This window comes from Lysinibacillus sp. OL1 (assembly GCF_004332175.1).
In the GTDB taxonomy this organism is placed as follows: Bacteria; Bacillota; Bacilli; order Bacillales_A; family Planococcaceae; genus Lysinibacillus; species Lysinibacillus capsici.
The window spans coordinates 352,215-366,444 of record NZ_SJDS01000003.1 but is presented as its reverse complement, the minus strand read 5'-3'; the positions used below and the strand labels follow the sequence as shown (position 1 = coordinate 366,444).

Sequence of the window (14,230 nt, the reverse complement as noted above, 5' to 3'; positions counted from 1 at the left end):
CTAGTCATCTCCTTTTTTATTTAACTCATTAAAATCATCTATCTGTTTCTGTATCTTTCTTTCAAGCTCTTTTTCTTTGACAATCATTTTTTCCCTAAATTCAGGATTTACCTCTATTTCTCCTGGTTTCCCTTCCGTATAATGTGTCCACTCTTCATACGATTTAGACTGCTTAGAAGTATTGGCAGATTTACTTAACTCCACAAAATTTTCTGAATTATTTAAAATATCTAATTTCTGGGAGGTTGTTAAATTACCGAAACCATCCATCCTAGCAATTCTATCCATCGAAACAATATGATCAGCTTCCAATGCACCCTTAAATGTTTTTCCAGGAAGGACTTGATCTTTGGTTACTGTTTTTTTATCGTGTCCTTCATTTACTTTATCTCTCAATTTTTGTGTTGGCGTCTGTCCTCTTAACATATCATATTCTTCGTCTGATATTTGCCTATCACCATATCGAGGTGAGGTACCAATTTGGCTCGCATCCTTATTCTCATCAGGCTTTTTATTCGAGCCATTTTGTGGTGGTTGGGAATTAGATGGCTTCGGACTCGAGGAGGACGTATTTTTTCCAACCGATCCTGTATCCGAAATCCGTCCAACGTTCACACCTGCCAACTCCATCTGCGGGGCTCCTAGCTGACGCAGCTGTTGTTTGACTTCGTCTACTTTCGATTGGATTTGGGTTTTGGCGTTCGCTACTTGCTTGTTGACTTTTTCTTTTACATTGCCTAAAAGACCTTTATTCGCTTTTTGAGCACTTTCACTGATACCCTTCGCTGCCTTCGCACCTTTATTGACCCATTTACCAGCTGTTGCTGCATTGCCCACTACTGGAATCATAGCGCCAAAGGAGAGGGCCGCATTGACCTTATCACCTCTTGCCGCATAAATAATACCATTCACACCATCCGCTACTTCTCCTACAACGGGGACCATCCCGACTATATCTAAGCCCGTTTGGAGCGTATTTAACAGATTTTTAGGTTTTACAGCATTTTTCACAGCTTTGGTCGTTGCTTGCGCAGCCTTTTTCACGACTGGTAGTACTTGTTTCTTCACTACCTGCTTCGTCTGTTTGACAGCGGTCTTTATCTGTTGCTTGGCCTTCGAAACAGCCGCCTTTGTTTTTTTCACAACCTTTTTCGTGGTCAGAACAGCTTTTTTAATTGCCTTTTTCGCCCGTTTAACCAATTTACTCTTGGATAAACTATTTTTTAGCTTCCGTGCCTTGGTAAAGAATTTACCCCACTTCTTCTTTTTCTTCTTGCGTTTTTTCTTTTTCTTCCTTTTATTGGACTTCCGTTGTTTTTTCTTCGTGGCGCTTTTCTTTTTAGAGGATTTCTTAGCGCTCTTTCCTTTCGCCCCTCCGCTCTTTATCGCTGCGCCGTACAAGAAGGTAATTCTCTGAGCTTCTATTATTGAAGTTGACAACAATGCAAAAATAAAAAGCTCATATCCACTATTAAAATGGATGTATGAGCTTTTTAAAAGAAGCTATTAAACTTATAATTCTTTAAATATTTATTTTGTCTAAACTAGGAGTATAAAAGCGTTAATTTAACAAATCAACTTAAATACTACTCTTTATCTAGAATTCCTGCAAAATTATGGATTATTATAAATATACTTTCTAAGGTACTCATACTCTTCGAATCTAAAATCAAAAGAAAAGGAGAACTATATACTACTCTCTTTAACTTCAAATTTCTTCATTCTCTCTATTAAATCTATATCTAGTTTATCTTTGTTATTGCTTACATATTTATACTCAAAATACTTAATTCTTGCTGCTGGGCCAAATTCACTTTTTTGCCAATTTATATAATCAAAATGGACATTTAATTTACCTTTATCATTAAGTAATAATGTCACTGAAAACCAAAGTTCTTGGTCGTTATTAATAAACACATCTTGAAGTTTAACAATTAGTTCAAATAACTTATGCAGCTCTTTATTATAAACCCTTTTATCTACACCATATATTCTTGGAATAAAATGTGAAAATAAGTAGTTCTCTTCATTATCTTTAGGTCTAAAAAAGAAAAAAACTCCTCCGTCCTTATCCTTAACTTCACCATTAAAATAGAAGTTACTCCATTCAACAGGTATGATATCGTTAACCTGCTGTGCTATTTCTTTATATATTTTATTCAATTCTATTTCAAAACTCATCTATTTCATCCACCTTTTTTATTTGCGATTTCACGAATTACTGGAAAGTCCCCTTCAATTTCGTATTCAACTATAAATGAATCTGGTCGCATTGAATTCCCCGAATACGTCGGATTAATTTGTACAGTAACTTTTTTCGGAGGTGTTTCTTTCAATGCATTTGCCCACTCAGTCTCCATATTGAACCATTCACCACCAGAACGGTTAATTTGGCTATTTTGTGGAACTAGGTTATCGATATCCTTTGGCCCTTTAAACTGTGCTCCTATTAAGTGTCCACCGTCGTCATCAGGTAATCTATCTTTTCCTCCCACAGTTCTCTGTGCGTATGCGTTTCGTTCTGCAGTGCCTAGAATAAGCGTTCCTTCACATTCGGTAATACGTCCATTGTTATCCGTACGGTAAGTATAACCATCTGGAGATTTGTATTCTACATTTGGTTTTAAAACTTTTTTTCTACCACTCTTCGTAAAATGATCACCATAATCCACTTTTTCGTGAGACGGTCCAACTTTTCCCTTAGTTGCTTCAGCAGGCTTTTTATTCAAGCCATTTTGTGGTGGTTGGGAATTAGATGGCTTTGGACTCGAGGATGACGTATTTTTTCCAACCGTTCCTGTATCCTCTATGCGTCTGACGTTTACACCTGCTCCTGCTAACTCCATCTCTGGTGGTCGCAGCTGACGCAGCTGTTGTTTGACTTCGTCTACTTTGGCTTGGATCTGCGTTTTTACATTTGAGACTTGCTTGTTGACTTTTTCTTTTACATTGCCTAAAAGACCTTTATTCGCTTTTTGAGCACTTTCACTGATACCCTTCGCTGCCTTCGCACCTTTATTGACCCATTTACCAGCTGTTGCTGCATTGCTAAGGATCTCCCTTAGAGAATTGTCTCGATTAACAGATATACGTCATGCCGCTTTAAGTGAGCTAGCCAACCAAAAAAGGCAAAACATTCATTTCCATCATATCGAAAAAATTGCAGAAACATTGGAGATAGAAGATATTCGAGACATCATTAATCTCATAGACACAGAAGATTAAAAAAATTGGGTATAACCTTTTGTTAAAACCACGTTCACTCTGCTTGGTTAACTTAGGACAAGAGTGCCTTATTGTTTATCGCCACGAGCATTGGCAGTATCATTTGTTTTTTATTATTTCCTACTCTTACTACCCTTGCCATGTAAAAAGTCATCTCGCATACTTCTCACGCTTTTTATTGTTTAGTAATACTCATGATGGCACTGCCTTCATGATATTTGATTCTGAGCAGGGCATAGTTTTATCTTATCAATACTATTAGTCATTGCATATTATGAGTTGTTATCCTCAATCCTTCTTGTTGCAACTGTAATAAAAAACCTTGAAAGATGGTTAGCCAATCAAGGTTCAATTTCCTTATATTTCATAATACTTTATTTCAATGCTTGTTCTAATATATTCTTCTCATGTTCTAACATACCACTTAACATCCTTCTCTGAACTACCAGATTTATTGGTACTCATCTGAACGAGCGAGTCACTTTCTTTCTTCGCTCCCATCTTCATACCATTCGCACTTGCTGTCGCAAGCTGAGGTTTATTTCCGTTTAACATATCTCCAAGCTTATCCATGCCAGTCTGTATCTTTTGCTTTATCTGTGCCATCGAGGCAAAAACAGGCCAATCATGGGCTATCTGACCATAATCGACCTGTCCAATATAACAGCATAGCGTTATTTAAGGTATGAAATTTAAGCATTTATGTGCATACAAACGAAATGACGAAACTTTTATATGAATATTCCATGGATTATATTCGTTATTGTTTCATTCGGCATTGTATAGCCCCACTTATTAAATTAATGTAGTTTTAATTTGGTTTAATAGAAGTACAACTTTAGATTCCTCCATAGGATATGAGCCAAGGTACTGATCTGTTAAATTATCTAGAAAATCAATGAAGTCTGTATTTGATACTATTTCATATTTAATCTCATCAACTGCTGGTGGTTCAACTTCAAATTTCACACCATTATCTCCAAAATACCCTTCTTCCCACGATTCATATTCAGATGGAAATGCACAACTGATAAACTCTGAGATACCATATCCTATGGAGTTTGAAAAATCCTCAAGAGCATTTACAAATTTATCTTCATCAAGATAGAGGAAATATAGTTCCATTGCAGTTAATTCATCAAAATTCTTATTTATTTTCATTGTTTATCTCCTTTAGTCTAGTTTTGGATAGAAGTTTGTAATAGTACCATTTGCATCCATATACCCTTCAAATTTCAATCCATTCGGATTAATACCAGTTATCTTTCTTCCGACAATACTACCAGCATCAATTCCTTGTTGCATTGCGTCTTTACCCCATTCGATTATGGTTGCATCCGATATTTTGGATGGATCATACACTGTTTTTGGATTCTTGAAGTGCTTATACTCCCCAGTTAGATTACCCTTATTATCAAGTTTAGGTATCTTGTAATTAATTTGTATGATTCCATCAATTGTAGGATGGGGTGTTACTTTATGGATAAAATCTTTATCATCTAACTTCTCAACATTTCTAAAATAATTGTAGAACTCATCCATATTGTGACCACCTGTAATACCTTTAGAAGCATCACGATTAAAACCTTGTACATTTATTAAGTGGTTATCATAATCTGATTTGAAAACTAGATTACCCGTACCCTTATTCTCATCAGGCTTTTTATTCGAGCCATTTTGTGGTGGTTGGGAATTAGATGGCTTCGGACTTGGAGTTGTTGTGTTTCTTCCAACTGTTCCTGTATCCTCTATGCGTCTGACGTTTACACCTGCTCCTGCTAACTCCATCTCTGGTGGTCGCAGCTGACGCAGCTGTTGTTTTACTTCGTCTACTCTGGCTTGGATCTGGGTTTTTACATTTGAGACTTGCTTGTTGACTTTTTCTTTTACATTGCCTAAAAGACCTTTATTCGCTTTTTGAGCACTTTCACTGATACCCTTCGCTGCCTTCGCACCTTTATTGACCCATTTACCAGCTGTTGCCGCATTGCCAAGGATCTCCCTTAGAGAATTGTCTCGATTAACAGATATACGTCATGCCGCTTGAAGTGAGCTAGCCAACCAAAAAAGACAAAATATTCTTTTCCATCATATCGAAAAAATTGCAGAAACATTAGAGATAGAAGATATTCGAGAAATTATTGACCTTATAGACATGGAAGATTAAAAAAATCGCCTCCAGTGTTGGAAGAAGCGACTTTTTTTATCGTCATTATTAATAAAATTGTGTATAACCTTTTGTTAAAACCACGTTCACTCTGCTTGGTTAACTTAGGACAAGAGTGCCTTATTGTTTATCGCCACGAGCGTTGTCAGTATCATTTGTTTTTTATTATTTCCTACTCTTACTACCCTTGCCATGTAAAAAGTCATCTCGCATACTTCTCACGCTTTTTATTGTTTAGTAATACTCATGATGGCAGTGCCTTCATGATATTTGATTCTGGACATGGCATGACTTTATTTTATCAACAAATTCTAATTTCTCTTTTACTCTCCTGTTATGAGCTGTAATCCTAGATTCTTATTGTTTTAACCACAACAAAAAACCTTGAAAGGTGGTTAGCCAATCAAGGTTCAATTTCCTTATATTTCATAATACTTTATTTCAATGCTTCTTCTAATATATTCTTCTCATGTTCTAACATACCACTTACTAAAATGCCACAAACCATTTTATCTTTGTCTAAAGCAAATCCCACATTATCATTTTGCACAATTGACACAGTATCATTTTCTGAAAATGAAATTAATACATTATCAATCCCTATATATACATTCAATTTACTGTTCTCATCTATATATGTCTTATCGTCATATTCTTCAACTTGAAAATTAGGTATACCATTAATTAAAGTTATATTTTTCATATCCAAGTTCAAATCTTCTATTTGGTGTACATTTTCACTCAAAGTCAATGTAATAGAACGTATATTTCCTGTATATTTCCCTATTCCTATTTCAATTAAAGATTTCTTAAAATCCCCAGTTCTCCAATATATCGTTTGCTCTTTTGATATATCCCAAGCACCAAATTCTATATTAATCGGTGTATAAAGATCATATTCAATATTTATAGGCTGACTTTCTTTATATTCTGTTACTTTTAGCATACTCCTATCTCCTTCTAAGGTCTATATACAGCGTGCTTTATTACTGGTAGTAATCCGTCTCCACGTGGTTTACTAAATATTAACTCCCAATTTCCTACATTCATAATTTCTTCATATTTGACACCTTCCTTAACAGCTTTCTTAACAGAGCTTTCGAAGCTTGTCAATAAAGTTTGGCTATTTATTGGCATTCCATGTGTAGTCGCATCTCTAGTTATATACTCTACCATATGTTTTGTTCCATTTGGATGTACCCAAAATTTTTCACCGTCTACTGCTAATTCAAATGATTTAGGTATTTTTGTGCCATCATAGACTGGTTGAGTTATTTTTATATTTCCCCACACTGTACCATTATCTAAAACATTACCCGTACCCTTATTCTCAGCAGGCTTTTTATTCGAGCCATTTTGTGGTGGTTGGGAATTAGATGGCTTCGGACTCGAGGATGACGTATTTTTTCCAACCGATCCTGTATCCGAAATCCGTCCAACGTTCACACCTGCCAACTCCATCTGCGGGGCTCCTAGCTGACGCAGCTGTTGTTTGACTTCGTCTACTTTCGATTGGATTTGGGTTTTGGCGTTCGCTACTTGCTTGTTGACTTTTTCTTTTACATTGCCTAAAAGGCCTTTATTCGCCTTTTGAGCACTTTCACTGATACCCTTCGCTGCCTTCGCACCTTTATTGACCCATTTACCTGCTGTTGCCGCATTACCCACTACTGGAATCATAGCGCCAAAGGAGAGGGCCGCATTGACCTTGTCACCTCTTGCCGCATAAATAATACCATTCACACCATCTGCTACTTCTCCTACAACGGGGACCATCCCGACTATATCTAAGCCCGTTTGGAGCGTATTTAACAGATTTTTAGGTTTTACAGCATTTTTCACTGCTTTGGTCGTTGCTTGCGCAGCCTTTTTCACAACTGGTAGTACTTGTTTCTTCACTACCTGCTTCGTCTGTTTGACAGCGGTCTTTACCTGTTGCTTGGCCTTCGAAACAGCCGCCTTTGTTTTTTTCACAACCTTTTTCGTGGTCAGAACAGCTTTTTTAATTGCCTTTTTTGCCCGTTTAACCAATTTACTCTTGGATAAACTATTTTTTAGCTTCCGTGCCTTGGTAAAGAATTTACCCCACTTCTTCTTTTTCTTCTTTCCGTTACATAAATTGAGATTAACGTAACGCTTAGACGCTATTTTTAGTATAAGTTCATTGTATGCGGCTTTAGCGATATACTCAACCCCTTTACCGATACAAATTTATTGTGTATCGTAAAAGGTAATATGAATAATAGGAAGGGAAATATCATGCCAATATCAATCAAACTAAAGGAAATCTTGAAACAACGTGACCTTTCACAACGTGAGTTAGCACGAATGACAGGACTACGACCAAATACAATCAGCCATCTTTGTTCAGACAATGTGGACAGGGTTTATCTATCAACATTAGAAACAGTATGCAAAGTGTTAGACATCGACATTCAGGAGTTAATCGAGGTGGAGTAGCCTCTCGCTCTAGTAATCGTTATATGTACGTAAAAGTTGCGAAAAATTTAAAGGCAGGGAGAAGCGAAGGTATGGCTTTGGAGAATAGAAATGGTGGTAACTGATGATATTATGGTTATTTGCTTAACAAAATAAAGAGTAAATAGGACATACTTTTTAAAGGTATTGTACGTACTATATAATTCGTAAAAACTTAATATGAGGCTTACAGGAGTTACTCATATTCTCTGCATAACAATTGAACTATTCGACACTGGGTATCCCCACCAACAAAAAAGAAACCTTGATAGGCTCATTAACCAAATCAAGGTTCTTTTATTATTCTTTTTCAATTAGTATAGTATTACAAACAACTTCTACATTTAAAGGCGGCATAAAAATATTACATTTTAATATATCTTCTCCATCAATCTGTACATCTGTAATCTCAACATCTTGAATAAAATAAGGAATTTGAGTTTTCGTTAACTCTTTTAAGGGTTTCAATCTATCATCAACACTTGTTACAAATGAGAATTTCGAACATCCAGTAAAAAGTAAGATTACATTAAAATCTGTGTCTTCAAATACAATTCTAAGTTCATCTCCAAAAAAACTGGACTCCATTTGCAGTACTCTAGCATCCCAATAATGCAGTTCTTCAATTTCATTTAGTATTTTCTGAGCATTCAAGTTACTCCACCTCACTTTTTATATGGAATATGAGCATCCGGGCTTTTTCTATCCACAACGTTTAGGTTTACATCAAGCGGATTACCACTTTCATCAAAAATATGAACATGGTCATACTTTGTAACTTTGTCAGGAGGGTCAATTTTCATCCGGACATTTCCATTAGCATCTCTAATATGAACAAAACCGTTATTCTCAGTGTATTTCCAGTTACTTGGTAACCCATCTAATATATCATTTTTAGTCATGTTAGGAATATTATCGGCATTAATTTTTCCTACAAAATTACCTACACCATTACCCGTACCCTTATCCTCGGCAGGCTTTTTATTCGAGCCATTTTGTGATGATTGGGTATTAGTAGTTTCGGACTTAGAGTTGTTGTGTTTCTTCCAACTGTATATGTAGAAAAGCACTTGTCGCCTGTTATAGACAATCAAGTGCTTTAAGTTTATAAATTTTCTAATTTATTAATATTTGCAAGTTTTATAAGTTATTTTAGTATTGACAGTATGACATCTTTTTTACTACATGGCAAGTGTACCTTTTAAACCCTTTAGCTTGTTTAATCTCGTGTGTTTGTTGCTTATGCCATCCATAAAGTGGTCCTTGTAAGTAATATGTCATCTCACCCATTTTCGCTCTTATTACATTAGTATAAAAAAACATTTCTTGACGGCTTGCCTTCATGAGTTATTTATTCAAATTCAAGGATATCTTTAACTGTACACAAAAAAACTATTTATATCCTTGTTTATCGCCACGAGCTTTGTCATTATCGTTTATTTAGTCACTTTTCCATACAAAACTACCTCTTGCATGTAAAATGTCATCTCGCCTAATTCTCACACTTTTATTCTTAGACCACTGTTTACATAGTGCTCCTTGATGGCCCAGCCTTTATTAGCTTTCGAATCAAATATCAGATTACTTTTTAACCATAAATTTCATTGAGTTAAGGAAAAACCTTGAGAGGCATATAGCCAGTCAAGGTTTAACAACTCAATATCTATCCTCAAAAAGACAATTAAATATTGTAACGTCTTCCTCTTTTAACTCTAAAGAAATATTCGGCACTACAACATTCAGAATAGCTTCGTCTAGCGTTTGAATTCCATTATTATTTAATATTTCTAAAATCCTTATATTAATTCGCTCTGTTTCTTTATTAAGTGGAGAATATGCTTCATTTTTGTACAGCCCCATCATTGTAGTTGTACCTAACATATTTAACCACTGAATACGGAGCAATTAATGAAATTAACACCATAACCCCTGTTACCTCATGCTTTTCCTTAAGATAATCGTTAAACTCATCACTACCTATTCTAAAGTCCGGACTTAGTGATGATTGAATAAAATAAGAAAAGCACGTTGAATAACTGAAGTCGGTAAGATTATCAATGAATATCTGTTCTACCTCATCATTGAACTTACTAACCCAATATTCCTTATCAATATACTTAGCAAGTATATATTGAAAATCACCTTTTCCATACAATCTGTCAATTGTATTTAGTAAAACTTCTCTCATATTTTATCTCCATGAATATTACCTTTTTTATCAATATGAACTTTCACCCTAGTTTCTCCATTTGGTCCAACAGGCTTGCCAAAATCATAAGTTTTTACACTTCCATCTGCTCGTACCGGAGTAAAATTCATCCATGCTTCTTGAGTTAACTGTACACCATTTTTGACCTTCAGGCATTGTGACTTGGTTGAAACGTTATTACCATGCCCTGGCACATGCTTACCTTGCTTTCCTGCATCTACTTTTAGAATGCCACTACCTTTATTAATATTTTGTTGATTTAATTAGTCCTTCATTGTGACCACCTGTGCTCTTTCAGTGAAAATTAATGATATAGTTGGGATGAAGAAGAAACCACAACATGAGCGACTAGCTCACATTGTGGTTTCTTGGTTGTATTGTAAAATCCGCTGATACAGGTCGATAATAAAATATTTTCGTGACTATTATTAGTTTAGATACATAAATCTATCTTAAAGTTAGGTGTTATTGTAACTTCGATTACTGGCTCTTTACTTTGTTGCTTAATTATTAATAGTTTAGCATTCTCTACCCTAATTTCCTCTACATTTTGTATTTCAACGTCATATAATGGATTTTGAAGTTGTTTATTGTCCAATCTTATTGTTACATATTGGTCATAAACTGAAAAAGAAAATGCTATTTCTAATCCTAGAGGACCTTGCATCTTATATTTGTAAATTTCAGCTTCTTTATCAATTATTATTGGCTCACTATTGAATATTTCAAGCAGTAAGTATTCATCATATTTTATTGCCATGAAAATCACCCTCACTTCTTCTTGCTTCCCTTCGGAATTACCGTAATAACATCACCATTTGTGTTAGTAATTACAGTAGCGGCTTCACCATCATATTTTAGTGTATTTGGTCTATTTCCAGGAGTAGGTATTACATTTCTAATTGTATCCTCTACAACCATAGGTGGAACACCCCTTGGGTCAACAAATTTTTCAAATTCTTTAGTACCTGGCTTTAATCCCTTTTCAATGGCTCTTTTTTCTAACTCAACGTTAACTTGGATCAGATTAGGTGCCATTCTTTCTAGTGCATGTTCTGAATATCTTCTTCCCCCTATCTCACCGCCACCACGAGGAATATCCCATCCGTTTTCATTTTTACCCGTACCCTTATTCTCATCAGGCTTTTTATTCGAGCCATTTTGTGGTGGTTGGGAATTAGATGGCTTCGGACTTGGAGTTGTTGTGTTTCTTCCAACTGTTCCTGTATCCTCTATGCGTCTGACGTTTACACCTGCTCCTGCTAACTCCATCTCTGGTGGTCGTAGCTGACGCAGCTGTTGTTTGACTTCGTCTACTCTGGCTTGGATCTGGGTTTTTACATTTGAGACTTGCTTGTTGACTTTTTCTTTTACATTGCCTAAAAGACCTTTATTCGCTTTTTGAGCACTTTCACTGATACCCTTCGCTGCCTTCGCACCTTTATTGACCCATTTACCTGCTGTTGCCGCATTACCCACTACTGGAATCATAGCGCCAAAGGAGAGGGCCGCATTGACCTTGTCACCTCTTGCCGCATAAATAATACCATTCACGCCATCTGCTACTTCTCCTACAACGGGGACCATCCCGACTATATCCAAGCCCGTTTGGAGCGTATTTAACAGATTTTTAGGTTTTACAGCATTTTTCACTGCTTTGGTCGTTGCTTGCGCAGCCTTTTTCACGACTGGTAGTACTTGTTTCTTCACTACCTGCTTCGTCTGTTTGACAGCGGTCTTTACCTGTTGCTTGGCCTTCGAAACAGCCGCCTTTGTTTTTTTCACAACCTTTTTCGTGGTCAGAACAGCTTTTTTAATTGCCTTTTTTGCCCGTTTAACCAATTTACTCTTGGATAAACTATTTTTTAGCTTCCGTGCCTTGGTAAAGAATTTACCCCACTTCTTCTTTTTCTTCTTGCGTTTTTTCTTCTTTTTATTGGATTTTCTTTGTTTTTTCTTCGTAGAGCTCTTCTTTTTGGAGGATTTCTTAGTGCTCTTTCCTTTTGACCCGCCGCTCTTTCCTTTTTTCTTTCCACTTGGGGAGCCTACTTTCGGAATCATCCCTAGTAAGCTTCCTGCTAATCCTAATAGACCCATTAGGCATCACCCCCACCAACAGGGATCATCCCCATGACGTCTAGGGCTGCCTCCAGGTCTGCTTCCTCTTCTTGCGCTGCGACAGATACAGGGGCTTTAATGGAGCCATCCATCGTCACTACCTGTCCCTGAATATCGGTATTGCCATCAAATACAAGACTGCTTGAGCCGCATGTGAAACGCATCGACTCCGCTGCACTCATGGACACACGTTTTCCGGCAAAGGTGATCGTGTCGTTGGCTTTGACCAGCAAGGAGGGCTTACTATGCACAGTGATGCCGCTGTCCTGATGGAGCTGCAGAAAGACAGCGCCCTCCTTGGCGGTAAATGTTACGGACTGTGGGTCTAGCTTCATTTCCTTCCCTTTCGGTGTACCCCAGTAAGACGTTTTGGGATCAGCTGTTTTCGGGTTGGACTCGCCACCCTTTCGTACACTATGACGAACAAACGCTGCTTCCTCTCGATGTGTTGGGAAGGTTAGGTGGACGCTATCTCCTTCCTCTGGTGGGCTGTAAAAGCCACTATGTCCCTCTGCCGTATAAGGCGTAGCAAGTGGGAACCACGTAGCTTCTTCCTTTTTTTGTGTCTCATCGATACTGAGGTGGACTCGAACCTGATCCTTTTTGACCTCTAATACCTTTCCTTCAATCGCTGTGCCCGGTAGGAACGGAATACTGCGCCTATCTTGACGTATGCCTTTTTCGAACAGCAGATGATACTCATAGGTAAGGATGCCTTGCTTCATGCGGGCGATAGACTTGGCTACTACCAGCTCCTTGCCCTGGAGCAGAACGCGATCACCCAGTTTCAATGTTTTTCTAGATTCTATCACGTAGGCAACTGTATCCCGCTCTTCAATTGGCTGCTCGATGTCATTATGCTTACTATGTAAAAACTTAGAGCGATCCTTTAAGATCGTATAATTTGCCAAGGAAAGCTTTTGCATTCGCCCTTCAGGTAGGCCAAACCAAAACTTCGGCTTATCAGCATCCACTGCGGCGACTAATACAGCCCGAAAATGGGAGGCCATACGTTGTAAAAATTGCCAATCCGTCTCCTTATATTGTAATATAAATTGCTTAAGAGGAGTAGCTTTCGATACAGTATCAATAACATCTGCACCTGAATAATCTTCTAGCACCTTTTTTAACATCGCCTCATAAGTCATTTTATGATGCTGAAAGGAGCGGTATTTTTGTTTACAATCCAAGGTGAATGTAGAAGAAACAGCCTCTAATTCAACTTGATATACACCCCTTGTCATTCGTACCGCAATTTCTGTTACCTGCCCTTTAAAAAGCGCATGCAGCCGTTGACCTTTGTGTTTTTGATAGAGCTCTATTCGATCTGCCGTACTGGCAAGCTGCATACAACTATCTTTCTTTTCCGCAGGAATAAATCCCGTTATTGCTAATCTTGCATGGTCGTTCACTGTTTGAGTCAACGTGAGATTATGCAATGTTTGGATTTCATAGGGGGATACGAGTTCAAGCTCACCGTATCCGATTACTTCCTCGTATGTGTTCACATGAATTCCCTTCTTTCCTCAGGGGACAATCGCTTATTCTTGCCCATCATCTTCTACTTTTATCGTTCCACAATACATACACATATTAATCGATTGACTAACTAACGCTGGATGATTTTCAATTAATTGATCATCCTTCCCATTGATCCAGGGCATTGTAATCACAGGTGTACAGGGCATGGGCTTTAAGACACCATTATTAGCAGCTGTAGCTGCCGCAACAGTTGGATTCGCTAATGTCTGGCATAAGCCAAATGGTTGAATATTGACATAAGGCTTATAATCCATCGTATTCATCTGCGCCTTATTTTTCGTATAAACACCGTGACTGACTGGCATTTTTAAAATACTCGTTTGATCTCCTTGTGAACAGGATAATTTGGCACCAGCTACGACATAACTCCGTTGGTCGCCACCCTTTGTCTGCAATTCTTCTGACATAGAAAAACCATCCTTTCGATACGTAAGGTGTTACCACTTTTGCTAAACATAAGACTTAACTGCAATACTTACGTCTGACGACTC

General features: G+C 37.4%; 18 protein-coding genes and 1 pseudogene. 3 read left to right on the top strand and 16 right to left on the bottom strand.

Annotation, left to right across the window (positions count from 1 at the left end; translation table 11 throughout):
• The 3 genes from EW028_RS25600 to EW028_RS09010 all read right to left on the bottom strand — a co-directional run bounded on the left by EW028_RS25600 (window position 1) and on the right by EW028_RS09010 (window position 2,846).
• Complete coding sequence (locus tag EW028_RS25600; RefSeq protein WP_227744909.1) at window positions 1-1,440, bottom strand: hypothetical protein; 1,440 nt, start codon at window positions 1,438-1,440, stop codon at window positions 1-3.
• Window positions 1,441-1,686: 246 nt separating this feature from the next.
• Window positions 1,687-2,181, bottom strand: coding sequence for an immunity protein YezG family protein (locus EW028_RS09015; RefSeq protein WP_036074849.1), 495 nt, complete (start codon window positions 2,179-2,181; stop codon window positions 1,687-1,689).
• A 5-nt stretch (window positions 2,182-2,186) separates the two neighbouring features.
• On the bottom strand, window positions 2,187-2,846 hold the full coding sequence (locus EW028_RS09010; protein ID WP_131520627.1) for a DNA/RNA non-specific endonuclease: 660 nt from the start codon (window positions 2,844-2,846) through the stop codon (window positions 2,187-2,189).
• 172 nt (window positions 2,847-3,018) lie between these two features.
• Here EW028_RS09010 and EW028_RS09005 point away from each other — a divergent pair, with 172 nt between their 5' ends.
• On the top strand, window positions 3,019-3,225 hold the full coding sequence (locus tag EW028_RS09005; RefSeq protein ID WP_131520626.1) for a helix-turn-helix domain-containing protein: 207 nt from the start codon (window positions 3,019-3,021) through the stop codon (window positions 3,223-3,225).
• Between the two features lie 405 nt (window positions 3,226-3,630).
• On the opposite strand, the gene EW028_RS25265 is transcribed toward EW028_RS09005, so the two are convergent.
• The 3 genes from EW028_RS25265 to EW028_RS08995 all read right to left on the bottom strand — a co-directional run bounded on the left by EW028_RS25265 (window position 3,631) and on the right by EW028_RS08995 (window position 5,013).
• The gene (locus tag EW028_RS25265; protein WP_193767345.1) at window positions 3,631-3,831 is read right to left on the bottom strand and encodes a hypothetical protein; all 201 of its coding nucleotides are present in this window, start codon (window positions 3,829-3,831) and stop codon (window positions 3,631-3,633) included.
• A gap of 189 nt (window positions 3,832-4,020) precedes the next feature.
• A complete protein-coding gene (gene cdiI, locus EW028_RS09000) occupies window positions 4,021-4,386 on the bottom strand; it encodes a ribonuclease toxin immunity protein CdiI (protein WP_131520625.1) in 366 nt (121 codons plus the stop codon).
• A 12-nt stretch (window positions 4,387-4,398) separates the two neighbouring features.
• Entirely contained in the window at window positions 4,399-5,013 is a 615-nt protein-coding gene (locus tag EW028_RS08995; RefSeq protein ID WP_131520624.1) for a CdiA family toxin C-terminal domain-containing protein, read from the bottom strand.
• 172 nt (window positions 5,014-5,185) lie between these two features.
• Between EW028_RS08995 and EW028_RS25595 the strand changes: the two are divergent.
• A pseudogene (locus EW028_RS25595) lies at window positions 5,186-5,392 on the top strand (helix-turn-helix domain-containing protein).
• A 436-nt stretch (window positions 5,393-5,828) separates the two neighbouring features.
• Here the strand turns inward: EW028_RS25595 and EW028_RS08985 are convergent.
• Together EW028_RS08985 and EW028_RS25260 are read right to left on the bottom strand one after the other, a co-directional pair.
• On the bottom strand, window positions 5,829-6,338 hold the full coding sequence (locus EW028_RS08985) for a hypothetical protein (RefSeq protein WP_053994227.1): 510 nt from the start codon (window positions 6,336-6,338) through the stop codon (window positions 5,829-5,831).
• 14 nt (window positions 6,339-6,352) lie between these two features.
• Complete coding sequence (locus EW028_RS25260; RefSeq protein WP_193767344.1) at window positions 6,353-7,423, bottom strand: hypothetical protein; 1,071 nt, start codon at window positions 7,421-7,423, stop codon at window positions 6,353-6,355.
• A 228-nt stretch (window positions 7,424-7,651) separates the two neighbouring features.
• Between EW028_RS25260 and EW028_RS08975 the strand changes: the two genes are divergently transcribed.
• Window positions 7,652-7,852 carry a helix-turn-helix domain-containing protein gene (locus EW028_RS08975; RefSeq protein WP_131520623.1) on the top strand — a complete coding sequence of 67 codons (201 nt, stop codon included), beginning with the start codon at window positions 7,652-7,654 and terminating at the stop codon, window positions 7,850-7,852.
• 318 nt (window positions 7,853-8,170) lie between these two features.
• On the opposite strand, the gene EW028_RS08970 is transcribed toward EW028_RS08975, so the two are convergent.
• The 8 genes from EW028_RS08970 to EW028_RS08935 form a co-directional block, all read right to left on the bottom strand.
• A complete protein-coding gene (locus EW028_RS08970) occupies window positions 8,171-8,524 on the bottom strand; it encodes a hypothetical protein (protein WP_036074807.1) in 354 nt (117 codons plus the stop codon).
• 11 nt (window positions 8,525-8,535) lie between these two features.
• A complete protein-coding gene (locus EW028_RS25590) occupies window positions 8,536-8,964 on the bottom strand; it encodes a hypothetical protein (protein ID WP_227744908.1) in 429 nt (142 codons plus the stop codon).
• 746 nt (window positions 8,965-9,710) lie between these two features.
• The gene (locus tag EW028_RS08960) at window positions 9,711-10,058 is read right to left on the bottom strand and encodes a hypothetical protein (protein WP_227744907.1); all 348 of its coding nucleotides are present in this window, start codon (window positions 10,056-10,058) and stop codon (window positions 9,711-9,713) included.
• On the bottom strand, window positions 10,055-10,309 hold the full coding sequence (locus tag EW028_RS08955) for a polymorphic toxin type 50 domain-containing protein (protein ID WP_481817324.1): 255 nt from the start codon (window positions 10,307-10,309) through the stop codon (window positions 10,055-10,057). The genes EW028_RS08960 and EW028_RS08955 overlap by 4 nt, the downstream gene beginning before the upstream one ends.
• Before the next feature lie 203 nt (window positions 10,310-10,512).
• Window positions 10,513-10,839 carry a hypothetical protein gene (locus EW028_RS08950; protein ID WP_131520621.1) on the bottom strand — a complete coding sequence of 109 codons (327 nt, stop codon included), beginning with the start codon at window positions 10,837-10,839 and terminating at the stop codon, window positions 10,513-10,515.
• 11 nt (window positions 10,840-10,850) lie between these two features.
• Window positions 10,851-12,176: a hypothetical protein gene (locus EW028_RS25585; protein ID WP_227744906.1), complete on the bottom strand. Its 1,326-nt coding sequence runs from the start codon at window positions 12,174-12,176 to the stop codon at window positions 10,851-10,853.
• A complete protein-coding gene (locus EW028_RS08940; protein ID WP_131520620.1) occupies window positions 12,176-13,705 on the bottom strand; it encodes a contractile injection system protein, VgrG/Pvc8 family in 1,530 nt (509 codons plus the stop codon). The genes EW028_RS25585 and EW028_RS08940 overlap by 1 nt, the downstream gene beginning before the upstream one ends.
• Before the next feature lie 33 nt (window positions 13,706-13,738).
• On the bottom strand, window positions 13,739-14,146 hold the full coding sequence (locus EW028_RS08935) for a DUF4280 domain-containing protein (RefSeq protein WP_036076149.1): 408 nt from the start codon (window positions 14,144-14,146) through the stop codon (window positions 13,739-13,741).
• Window positions 14,147-14,230 lie beyond the last annotated feature (84 nt).

Excerpts from the sequence above, each read along its gene's own strand:
- EW028_RS08960 (WP_227744907.1), bottom strand. The coding sequence starts at position 10,058 with ATGAGAGAAGTTTTACTAAATACAATTGACAGATTGTATGGAAAAGGT.
- EW028_RS09010 (WP_131520627.1), bottom strand. The coding sequence starts at position 2,846 with ATGGAGTTAGCAGGAGCAGGTGTAAACGTCAGACGCATAGAGGATACA.
- EW028_RS08985 (WP_053994227.1), bottom strand. The coding sequence starts at position 6,338 with ATGCTAAAAGTAACAGAATATAAAGAAAGTCAGCCTATAAATATTGAA.
- cdiI (WP_131520625.1), bottom strand. The coding sequence starts at position 4,386 with ATGAAAATAAATAAGAATTTTGATGAATTAACTGCAATGGAACTATAT.
- EW028_RS25265 (WP_193767345.1), bottom strand. The coding sequence starts at position 3,831 with ATGGCACAGATAAAGCAAAAGATACAGACTGGCATGGATAAGCTTGGA.
- EW028_RS08975 (WP_131520623.1), top strand. The coding sequence starts at position 7,652 with ATGCCAATATCAATCAAACTAAAGGAAATCTTGAAACAACGTGACCTT.
- EW028_RS09015 (WP_036074849.1), bottom strand. The coding sequence starts at position 2,181 with ATGAGTTTTGAAATAGAATTGAATAAAATATATAAAGAAATAGCACAG.
- EW028_RS08935 (WP_036076149.1), bottom strand. The coding sequence starts at position 14,146 with ATGTCAGAAGAATTGCAGACAAAGGGTGGCGACCAACGGAGTTATGTC.
- EW028_RS25585 (WP_227744906.1), bottom strand. The coding sequence starts at position 12,176 with ATGGGTCTATTAGGATTAGCAGGAAGCTTACTAGGGATGATTCCGAAA.
- EW028_RS08950 (WP_131520621.1), bottom strand. The coding sequence starts at position 10,839 with ATGGCAATAAAATATGATGAATACTTACTGCTTGAAATATTCAATAGT.
- EW028_RS08995 (WP_131520624.1), bottom strand. The coding sequence starts at position 5,013 with ATGGAGTTAGCAGGAGCAGGTGTAAACGTCAGACGCATAGAGGATACA.